Raw genomic sequence first — 9,906 nt, forward strand, 5'->3', positions numbered from 1 at the left:
AGTCAGCGGTACACGCACCGGCAGTAATCAGTCCCTGGGTTTCACCTTCAATCGAGATATAACATGGCGTTGGCATAATCGCTCCTATAAACATTTAATCATTAAGCACAGCCTATTCACTGTGGTAATGGTCATAGTGCGAAAAGCATGCCAAGTTTTATTTTGTTATTTTACAGATACTTACTGATTGCTTTGGCAACTTATTGCTCGACCGCAAGCAAGAAGTTGCCAAGCTGAGCAAAAAGTTGCTTGGGGAGAAAAAGTTGATTCACCCACCCAGCGCTTTTGTTATCACACCGACAACATTAACCGTAAATACCGGCCAAAACACCAATGAATACCACTAAACCGACATAGTTATTGTTTAAAAAAGCCTGAAAACATGCCATGCGTTCCCGTTCACGGGCAAGATAGTGTTGATAAACAAATAGCGCAAAGGCCGCTAATAGGCTCCATTGGTAACCGGCCGCCAGCTCTAGCCATTGCCCGGCGAGCATCAATAGCGCAAGCGTCAATAACTGCAATACACCAACCGCGGCTTTATCCCAACGTCCGAACAAGATGGCGGTCGATTTAATCCCAATCTTTAGATCATCATCGCGGTCCACCATGGCGTACAAGGTGTCGTAAGCAATAGTCCAGCAAATATTGGCCATAAATAGCAGCCAAATCACCGGAGGGAGTGCCCCTTGTGCCGCGGCAAACGCCATCGGGATCGCCCAGCTAAACGCCAGCCCCAACACCAGCTGGGGAAGATGGGTATAGCGCTTCATAAACGGGTAAATAAACGCCAGCGCCACCCCAACAAACGAGAGCTGAATGGTGAGCGTATTTTGGGTTAATACCAATAAAAATGCACCTAACACTAGCGCAATAAAGAAACCCAGCGCTTCTTTCTCGCCAATCCGCCCTGAGGGCAAAGGGCGCGCTTTGGTGCGTTTGACGTGACCATCAAAGTGGCGATCCGCATAATCGTTAATCACGCAGCCGGCAGCACGCATCATATACACCCCGAGCACAAATACGACCAGGGTCAGCAACGCCGGCATGCCATCGGCGGCTAAAAATAACGCCCATAATGTTGGCCAGAGTAATAATAAGGTACCAATGGGACGGTCTAAACGTGCAAGCTGGCCATAAGCAGCCAATTTCGTGCTCATGCAGGCGCCTCCTTGCCATATAAGGGAGAGTGAGGCAAAAAGAGTTCGGCCACTAACATGGGTCGATTATGAAGCCAAAGACGTGAGCGACGGGCATAAAGCTGGTGTGACAAGCAAGAGACATGCGCGGTTTCAATCGCATCGCGGCGAGAGGCCCGCTGTTTAAACACATGCTGACCCAGTGGTTCGGTCCCCAGCGCGTGTAAGTGGCCACCCTGTCCCTCTAAGGTGGAAGCCGGCATTAGCGTTCGCGCACAGAGCCAAGCTTGTCCGTCACCTTTGAGGACGACTTCCCGTACCACACAGGCCTCTGGGCCAATCAAAGCGGTTTCATGATCGGTCAATTTGTCCGGCGTCAGTTGATAGACCTGGAGCACGTCGACATCGAAGTCCTGACAGTGGCGTTTGAGTCGTGCCGTCATGGAGTGTGATTCTAACAACCAGCTGCCTTCTGCGGTGCGCTTTAACGCCGCAATATCGGGTCGCTCCCAGCGTGCCTGTTGCAGCGCCTCTAGATAGGTATGATTTAAGTCTGACATTATTTCCTGTGCCACATCGCGCAAAATTCGCCTGTCCGTCCCCCTATGAGGCGGACAATGTTGCTATACTCGGCGGGTAATTGTATCAGGCTGACCGCGATTGGAGAATGCGCACGGCCTACTCCTATCACATCATCAACCGAATTTTTGGGTGGCTATGAGTAAACGACAACCCCTATTGATGGTACTGCTGAGCCTGTTGTTATGGGTCAGTACCGCCGTCCAGGCACAAGAAGAAGGCAGTAACGGCAGCCAAGCAAAGTACAGTTACTTTTCCTTAGAGCCTGAAATTACCACCAATTATGTCACCGAAGGCCCACGGCTCGGTTTTATCAAGGTGAAAGTTGAATTGATGGTTGATGACCCTAAGTGGGTCAGCGAGCTGGAATACCACTCGCCGCTGATCCGCGATGTCATCATAGAAACCTTGGCGCAACAGACCGCGAGCAAAATTAAATCGCTGTCGGGACGCGAAGCGATTCGCAAAGCATGCCTAGAAAAGGTCAACGCGCTTCTTCTTGCCGAAACCAATCGCAGAATGCTGGCCGACCTTTTATTTACCAAGTACCTCTATCAGTAATCACCCAACTGACGGCATATCCTCAGAGACGGCATGGCTGATCACCTCTAGGTGGCTGCCTTGTGCCACTAACATCTCCTGAATTTGCGCGGGCGGAGTGACATCGGTAAAGACCATATCCAGTTGGGTAATATTGCCTAAGTTCACCATCGCATTACGGCCAAATTTAGTATGGTCAGCGGCCAACATCACACAGCGGCTATTGTCTAAAATGGCTTTTTTAACCCGCACCTCATGATAGTCAAAGTCCAGTAATGACCCATCATCGTCAATACCACTGATCCCCAAGATGCCAAAGTCGAGTCGAAACTGAGAGACAAAATCGAGCGTGGCCTCTCCCACAATGCCACCATCACGATTGCGTACCTCACCACCGGCAATAATCACCGTAAAATCCTGTTTCGGCATTAAGATCGCCGCCGCATTGAGGTTATTGGTGACTACCCGTAAGTTATGATGATCCAGCAATGCGCGCGCCACCGCCTCTGGGGTGGTCCCAATATCAATAAATAACGTTGCGCCGTCGGGAATATGCTGCACCAGCGCCTGAGCGATGGTGTCTTTTTCCTGTTGTTGCAATACTTTGCGGGTCGCATACGCGGTGTTTTCAGAGCTGGAGGGCACGGTGGCACCACCGTGATGGCGGCGAATTTGATTTTCTGCTGCCAATTCATTGAGATCACGTCGAATCGTTTGTGGGCTGACATTGAAGCGCTCAACCAAGTCTTCCGTGCTCACGTATCCTTGTGATTTAACCAGATCAATGATTTGCTGATGACGTTTGTTTTGCTTCACTGCATCTCCCCTTACAAAAAAAGCCCCCGCGATCACGAGGGCTTCCTAGTTTACGCATAGCCACTAGGCAATGCCAAGACAGATCATTTAGGCAGCGTGCACAGCCGCGTCACGGCGCACACGATGCTCTCCCACCCACGCGAGGCACAAGAAGAAGATGGCCAAGCCACAGCCACCGGTGAGCAGCATAAAGCCACCGTCCCAGCCAAAGTGGTCCACGGTATAACCCAGAGCAATGTTCGCGACAACCGCGCCACCTAGGTAACCAAATAGTCCGGTCAGTCCTGCCGCGGTACCCGCCGCTTTTTTCGGTGCAAGCTCCAAGGCATACAGACCAATGAGCATCACGGGGCCATAAATTAAGAAGCCAATCGCAACCAGTGCCACCATATCAATGCCTGGATTGCCGGCGGGGTTAAACCAATACACCAACACAGCGACCGTCACCAGCACCATAAATAGCACCCCGGCTGGCGCACGAGCCCCTTTAAAGAACTTATCGGACATCCAACCGCACAACAGTGTGCCTGGGATACCGGCCCATTCATACAAGAAGTAGGCCCAAGACGATTTATCCACAGTAAAGCCTTTGGCTTCATCCAGGTAAACCGGCGCCCAATCGAGCACGCCATAGCGAATCAAGTAAACAAAGGCATTGGCAATCGCGATATACCACAACAGACGGTTTTTCATCACATAAGTGATAAAGATGTCTTTGGCAGACATTTCTTTTTCAAATGCTTCTTCGTCATAGTTATCCGGATAATCGTCTTTGTACTCTTCAATCGGCGGCAAGCCACACGATTGTGGGGTATCTCGCAAGGTAAACCAGATAAAGACAGCGACCAACGCAGCAAAGAATGCCGGCACATAGAAAGAAGCGCGCCAGTCGTCGTTAAACAGCCATAAACCCAGTAAGAACAAAGGACCAATCAGTCCGCCACCAATGTTATGGGCAACGTTCCAGACGGAGACTAGCTCACCACGCTCTTTCCGTGACCACCAGTGCACCATGGTGCGTCCACAAGCCGGCCAGCCCATACCTTGCACCCAGCCATTGATAAACAGCAGCACAAACATGATGGCAATACTGCTTGTCGTCCATGGCAAAAAGCCAAAGCTGAACATCACCAGTGATGACATTAACAGACCGGCACTTAAGAAATATCTTGGGTTTGAGCGATCAGACACGCTGCCCATGAGGAACTTGGACAAACCATAAGCGATGGATACCGCTGCCAATGCGACACCTAGATCGCCGCGACTAAAGCCATATTCGTCAATCAGAAACGGCATCGCCAAGCTAAAGTTTTTACGCACCAGATAATAACCGGCATAGCCGATAAAAATACCAAAAAATAATTGCCAGCGCAGTCGGGTATAAGTGTCACCGATCTGTGACTCTGGCAATCTTTGCCGGTGAGCTGCCGGCCGGAAGATTCCAAACATGGGAGGGTCCTCAGTAAGATGTACGCGATGGATTAATTAAAAAGATAAAAATCAAACAAGTGAGCAACTAAAGTTTCGATTTCGCTCAACAAATGGAATAATTACTCAAAATGAAAACCAAAACCGTGAAATCGAACATAAAAACATAGATCTGACGCAAAAAAGGCATGCGTTCGAACAAAAAAAGAGCAATTCATTGCTCTTTTTTTAGGGCACAGTGGTATCTGTCGATGAACGAGGGGTTAGCGGATAGTCAGGCGTGGCGTTTTGCGTCCCATAAACCCAGGACACAACCGATGATTAAGCCAAATAAATGCGCCATATTGGCGATGTTCATGCCCATAGGCTGGAAAAATCCAATCACCAGCCATGCCAGCATAAAGATCACATAAGGTTTTTCGATGGTTAATCCACGCTCGGGAGCCAACCAAGTTAGCCACCATAAATAGCCCAGTAGCGCATAAACCACGCCGGAAAGCCCACCAAAATACGGGCCGTCTAACCAATATTGGCCTAAGCCTGAGAAAAGTGCGGCAAAGAGAAAGATCTGCACCAGCTTACTGCTACTATCGAGACGCTCAATTCGACCTCCAAGTACCCACCACCACAACAGATTAAAGATGATGTGTAAGGCAGAAAAATGCAGCAGCGCATGGCTGAATAAACGCCATAATTGCCATTGTTGGCTGCTGTCTGCAGGAAACAGCAGACGACGCGCCACCACATCAAAGCCGCCGAGGGTCATCAGCATAAACAAGGCCACACAGATAAACATGATACTCAAGGTAACCGGGCCAGATTTCTCTTTTACCGTTTGCCATAATCGGGCTGAGGGGTAGTGAAAGCGTGCTTGGCGCGTCTCGGCAACTTGCCAAGACGCCGCTTGATAACGACTATGTGTTGGATCGGCAATAAAACGTTCAAGCTCGTTGTCGACCCATGCTTTGTCGTCGTCATTAATCAACCAAACCGCAACGTGTGCGTCTGGCTCTGGCGCGAGCTCAAGGCTAACATCATGCGCGGCCGCGTAATCGATAAAAGCTTGTGCCAAGCGCGCATTGGGCAATACCGCGATTTTTTGCATGGGCTGTCCTATTTTATATCGATCCCTGATGCGGTCGGCAGTGACTGTCGATGCCAGGCTTCAAACCCACCATCGACACTATAAACCGCATCGAAGCCTTGATTGATCAAATACTGTGCCGCCCCTTGGCTACTGATCCCGTGATAACACATCACCAAGACGGGTTGATCAAAATCGACCTGATCCATAAACGCCACCAGCGTGTCGTTGGTAAGGTGATAGGCCTCTTGAGGATGCGCGACCTGAAAGGTTTGAGGATCACGAATATCCACTAATACTGCATTTTGCTGATCATCGTTCAGCATTTCCCACGCATCGGTCACAGAGATATGTGCGAACTGATCCATACCTTATACCTCTCCACTCACAAAGTTATTCCCAGCAGATGTTACACGAGGATCGCGTGCGCCTCGAGATGAACCCGCATTGTACCTGAGTTTGTCTCCCCCCGCCTGCCTAGCAATACTCGCTTTGTTTGATTTTTGATCGTTTGTGGACAAAAGTGTGAATTGCGTTGATAAGCGATGATCGTAGCTAAGGATCCACTACATATAGTATGGATCCAGGATAAGCTGTGCATAACTTGCTATCGTGATGAGTACCGCCTGGTTTTCAGGCATAAAAAAACCGGCCAACGGGCCGGTTTTTCTTCACGAAACCAATACAAGGATCAGGAGGCGCTATAGCGCATCGCCAATGGCTTGCTTTAATTTCTTCATCGCATTTTTTTCTAGTTGTCGCACACGCTCTGCGGAGACTTGATAATGCGTTGCTAAGTCTTGCAACGTTGCCTTATTGTCCTCTAACCAACGAGCACGAACAATATGCTGACTACGTTCATCCAAGCCTGATAACGCATTCGCCAAGCGACGATTAGCGTGCGCTTCCCAGTTTTCTGCCTCTAGAGACTCGGCAATATCTGAGCTTTTGTCCTCTAGGTAGTAAACCGGCGCCATTGGGCCATTTTCACGCTCATCGTCTGCCGATGCGGGCGCTTCAAAGGTCGGATCTTGTGCCGCTAAACGGGCTTCCATCTCACGAACTTCTGACGCCTCAACGCCAAGTTGCTCCGCGACCATATTCACTTCGTCGTTATTAAACCAACCCAAGCGCTTCTTATTTTTACGTAAGTTGAAAAACAGCTTACGTTGCGCTTTGGTCGTTGCCACTTTAACGATACGCCAGTTACGTAATACGTACTCGTGAATTTCGGCTTTGATCCAATGGACAGCAAATGACACCAGACGTACGCCAACTTCAGGGTTGAAACGTTTGACCGCCTTCATCAAGCCAATGTTGCCTTCTTGAACCAAATCCGCGATGGGTAAGCCGTATCCGGTGTATCCACGGGCGATGTGAACAACAAAACGCAAGTGAGATAAGATCAGCGACTTTGCCGCCTCCAAATCACCATGATAATGGAGACGCTCGGCCAGCGAATGCTCCTCTTCCGCGCTGAGCATAGGGTGGCTGTTAACCGCTTGCAGATAACCATCGATGTTACCTTGTACAATCGGTGCCAATGCGTTCATCTCTTTTGTCATTCAAACCTCGTTTCCGAATCGTCGAAGACCGAATTGCTATTAAGCATGCAAAAATATACCCAAGCGGGGGAAAACTGCAAGCCCTGATGTCTCTCTCGTTGTTCTATGACCGTATTACCCCTATACAGGTTCAATCTCTTTTAAGTGACGGCGCGTCGCCAGCAAGGCAGCGCCTACGCCAAGCAAAACGGATCCCATCAATAATAGCAAAGACTCATCCCAACTCAGTCCGCTGAGGGTAAAGGGCTTGTCATATAGCTGTGCAAATTGGTGGACGGCACCATCCATCAGCCACGTATTCATGGCAGTGAGAATCCAGGCCACGACTGCGGCTAAGCTCCCCAGCCAAGCCCCCATATATAAATAGGGACGCAAAATAAAACTGTCCGTTGCGCCCACCATTTTCATCACCTGGATCCGGGGTTGATGATGCAGGACCTGTAAGCGCAGCGTATTCCCGACCAGCAAAACAACAGCCGCCAGCATTAAAATAGAAAATAACCACGCCATCGTCATCGCCAAGGTCTTTATGGCATCAAGACGCGCGAGCCAGTCGGTATCGAGCCGCACTTCAGCGACCTCATCCCGTTGCCTTAATTGCTCTGCTAATCCACTCGCGCGATCCGACAGTGTCCGAGTGCTGTCACTGTCAGCGTCTCCCCTGGGAGCCACCACGATCACGCTGGGAAGAGGATTATCCTCCAATAAAGTGACCGCTTGATGAAAGCCACGCTGCTTTTTAAGCGCGGTCATGCCTTCAGACGGTGACACATAGGTGACGCTATCAATACCTGGCCACGTTTTCAGTGTGTCCGCCAGCGCCTGTCCCTGTTGCTCAGTTTGTGTCGGCGACAAGAAAACATTGATCTCTGCTGGGCTTTGCCACTGCGCACTTACCGCGACCACATTTTTAGCTAGCAAATAGAAGGTCGCCGGCAAAGACAAGGCAACGGCCAACACCATCAGCGTGAGTAAATTACCCATCGGACGCTGAAAAAGATCACGCCAAGCCGTCAATGCGTGACGTTGCTGGGTCTGCATAAATGATTCAGCCATGCCCCACCTCCGCTAAGCTTCCGTGTTGAAGGTCAAAGCGCCGTAAATGGTTGTATTGTTCGAGCAGGCTGGTGTCATGCGTTGCCATCAAGATGGTCACCCCGACTTGATTGAATAAGCGGAATAATTCCATAATTTGCGCAGACAACGCCGCATCTAAATTTCCGGTCGGCTCATCAGCCAACAGCACTTGGGGACGATTGACCACCGCACGCGCAATCCCTACCCGCTGTTGCTCACCACCGGACAGTTGTATGGGGTTACAACGCGCTTTATCAAGCAAACCAACTTTATCGAGCGCGGCTGAAACCCGCTTTTTGATTTCATTGTCTGACTGCTGCTCAATCCGCAAGGGCAAGGCGACATTTTCGAACACGGTCGCGTCCATCAGCAGTTTATGATCTTGAAAGATAATCCCTAAATGACGACGCAAAAAGGGAATATCTTGACGCGGGAGACGCGATATATCGTGGCCGTTGAAATAAATATGTCCATCACTGGGACGTTCAATGGCACAAATTAGTTTCAACAAGGTGCTCTTCCCTGCGCCTGAATGACCCGTGAGCAGGGCCATGTCGCCTTTAGGCAATTCAAAATTAACCTTTTGTAAGGCCTGACGTCCCCCGCGATAGGCTTTGCTGACTTGCTGAAACTGGATCACGGTTATTCCTCCCGGCTAAACAGCGCCTCGATAAAGTCATTGGCGTTAAAGGTGCGTAAATCTTCAATGCCTTCACCGACACCAATATAGCGAATCGGAATATTAAATTGTTCAGCCACCGCAAAAATCACCCCGCCTTTTGCGGTACCATCTAATTTAGTGAGGGTAATACCGGTGATCGGTGCTATCTCATTAAATAACTTGGCCTGACTGATCGCATTTTGCCCGGTGCCTGCATCAAGGGTAAGCATCACTTCGTGCGGGGCACCTACGTCCAGTTTTTGCATCACACGGACAATTTTGCGTAGCTCTTCCATCAAGTTGGCTTTGTTTTGCAAGCGTCCGGCGGTATCGGCAATCACCACATCGACATTTCGTGCTTTGGCCGCTTCAATCGCATCATAAAGCACAGACGCGCTATCAGCGCCGGTATGCTGGGCAATCACGGGCACGTGGTTACGCTCACCCCAAGCTTGCAGTTGTTCAACGGCGGCAGCACGGAAGGTGTCACCGGCGGCTAACATGACCGATTTGCCTTGATCCTGAAATTGGCGTGCCATTTTGCCGATCGTGGTCGTTTTACCCACGCCATTAACGCCAACCATCAAGATCACATAAGGCTTTTGATCCGTCAGCACCAAGGGTTGCTCAACGCTTTCCAGCATGTGCGCCATTTCTTGTTTGAGAATGCCGTACAGGGCTTCACCATCTTTGAGATCGCGACGGCTGGCCTTATCAGTGAGGTTATCAATGATTTTGGTCGTGGCTTCCATCCCTACATCAGAGATCAGCAACTGTTCCTCAAGCTCTTCAAATAGCTCTTCATCGATTTTCTTGCCACTAAACAAGCTAAAGAAGCCGGAGCCGAGGTTGGTTTTGGTTTTTTGCAGGCCACGTTTTAACCGCGCAAAGAAGCCTTCACGTTGCGGTTTTTCGCGCACCGCTGGCTCTGGCTCTGGCTCTGGCTCTGGCTCTGGCTCTGGCTCTGGCTCTGGCTCTGGCTCTGGCTCTGGCTCTGGCTCTGGCTCTGGCTCTGGC

Annotated in this window: 11 protein-coding genes and 1 pseudogene; 1 reads left to right on the forward strand and 11 read right to left on the reverse strand. The window is 50.1% G+C overall.

The genetic code is table 11. The features are described from left to right. The 3 genes and pseudogenes from BZJ21_RS14520 to BZJ21_RS14530 all read right to left on the reverse strand — a co-directional run. Positions 1-76 (reverse strand): annotated as a pseudogene (locus BZJ21_RS14520) (type VI secretion system tube protein Hcp); the annotation flags it as partial. A 229-nt stretch (positions 77-305) separates the two neighbouring features. Continuing rightward, the gene (gene ubiA, locus BZJ21_RS14525) at positions 306-1,160 is read right to left on the reverse strand and encodes a 4-hydroxybenzoate octaprenyltransferase (RefSeq protein ID WP_077461468.1); all 855 of its coding nucleotides are present in this window, start codon (positions 1,158-1,160) and stop codon (positions 306-308) included. Further along, positions 1,157-1,699 (reverse strand): chorismate lyase, encoded by a 543-nt coding sequence (locus BZJ21_RS14530; RefSeq protein ID WP_077576378.1) that lies wholly within the window; start codon positions 1,697-1,699, stop codon positions 1,157-1,159. Before BZJ21_RS14530 ends, ubiA begins: the two co-directional genes overlap by 4 nt. Positions 1,700-1,856: 157 nt before the next feature. Here BZJ21_RS14530 and BZJ21_RS14535 point away from each other — a divergent pair, with 157 nt between their 5' ends. Further along, positions 1,857-2,279 (forward strand): flagellar basal body-associated protein FliL, encoded by a 423-nt coding sequence (locus tag BZJ21_RS14535; protein WP_077670169.1) that lies wholly within the window; start codon positions 1,857-1,859, stop codon positions 2,277-2,279. Here BZJ21_RS14535 and BZJ21_RS14540 read toward each other — a convergent pair whose 3' ends face one another. From BZJ21_RS14540 to ftsY, 8 genes are all read right to left on the reverse strand, one after another. After that, positions 2,280-3,074, reverse strand: coding sequence for a DeoR/GlpR family transcriptional regulator (locus BZJ21_RS14540; protein ID WP_025744409.1), 795 nt, complete (start codon positions 3,072-3,074; stop codon positions 2,280-2,282). It abuts the gene before it with no gap. An 87-nt stretch (positions 3,075-3,161) separates the two neighbouring features. After that, the gene (glpT, locus tag BZJ21_RS14545) at positions 3,162-4,523 is read right to left on the reverse strand and encodes a glycerol-3-phosphate transporter (RefSeq protein WP_077670170.1); all 1,362 of its coding nucleotides are present in this window, start codon (positions 4,521-4,523) and stop codon (positions 3,162-3,164) included. Between the two features lie 253 nt (positions 4,524-4,776). After that, complete coding sequence (glpG, locus tag BZJ21_RS14550; protein ID WP_077670171.1) at positions 4,777-5,607, reverse strand: rhomboid family intramembrane serine protease GlpG; 831 nt, start codon at positions 5,605-5,607, stop codon at positions 4,777-4,779. A gap of 8 nt (positions 5,608-5,615) precedes the next feature. After that, on the reverse strand, positions 5,616-5,954 hold the full coding sequence (gene glpE / locus BZJ21_RS14555) for a thiosulfate sulfurtransferase GlpE (protein WP_021022239.1): 339 nt from the start codon (positions 5,952-5,954) through the stop codon (positions 5,616-5,618). A 333-nt stretch (positions 5,955-6,287) separates the two neighbouring features. Continuing rightward, a complete protein-coding gene (gene rpoH / locus BZJ21_RS14560) occupies positions 6,288-7,139 on the reverse strand; it encodes an RNA polymerase sigma factor RpoH (RefSeq protein WP_394329765.1) in 852 nt (283 codons plus the stop codon). 132 nt (positions 7,140-7,271) lie between these two features. Next, the gene (gene ftsX, locus BZJ21_RS14565) at positions 7,272-8,207 is read right to left on the reverse strand and encodes a permease-like cell division protein FtsX (protein WP_077670172.1); all 936 of its coding nucleotides are present in this window, start codon (positions 8,205-8,207) and stop codon (positions 7,272-7,274) included. Next, on the reverse strand, positions 8,200-8,868 hold the full coding sequence (gene ftsE / locus BZJ21_RS14570) for a cell division ATP-binding protein FtsE (protein WP_077576383.1): 669 nt from the start codon (positions 8,866-8,868) through the stop codon (positions 8,200-8,202). Before ftsE ends, ftsX begins: the two co-directional genes overlap by 8 nt. Positions 8,869-8,870: 2 nt before the next feature. Then, positions 8,871-9,906, reverse strand: a 1,036-nt coding sequence (gene ftsY, locus BZJ21_RS14575; protein WP_077670173.1) for a signal recognition particle-docking protein FtsY, incomplete at its 5' end; no start/stop codon positions are given.

Source organism: Salinivibrio costicola subsp. alcaliphilus, assembly GCF_001996185.1.
In the GTDB taxonomy this organism is placed as follows: domain Bacteria; phylum Pseudomonadota; class Gammaproteobacteria; order Enterobacterales; family Vibrionaceae; genus Salinivibrio; species Salinivibrio costicola.

Coding starts and splice junctions, on each gene's coding strand:
- glpT (WP_077670170.1), bottom strand. CDS start 4,523: ATGTTTGGAATCTTCCGGCCGGCAGCTCACCGGCAAAGATTGCCAGAG.
- rpoH (WP_394329765.1), bottom strand. CDS start 7,139: ATGAACGCATTGGCACCGATTGTACAAGGTAACATCGATGGTTATCTG.
- BZJ21_RS14535 (WP_077670169.1), top strand. CDS start 1,857: ATGAGTAAACGACAACCCCTATTGATGGTACTGCTGAGCCTGTTGTTA.
- ubiA (WP_077461468.1), bottom strand. CDS start 1,160: ATGAGCACGAAATTGGCTGCTTATGGCCAGCTTGCACGTTTAGACCGT.
- BZJ21_RS14530 (WP_077576378.1), bottom strand. CDS start 1,699: ATGTCAGACTTAAATCATACCTATCTAGAGGCGCTGCAACAGGCACGC.
- ftsX (WP_077670172.1), bottom strand. CDS start 8,207: ATGGCTGAATCATTTATGCAGACCCAGCAACGTCACGCATTGACGGCT.
- glpE (WP_021022239.1), bottom strand. CDS start 5,954: ATGGATCAGTTCGCACATATCTCTGTGACCGATGCGTGGGAAATGCTG.
- glpG (WP_077670171.1), bottom strand. CDS start 5,607: ATGCAAAAAATCGCGGTATTGCCCAATGCGCGCTTGGCACAAGCTTTT.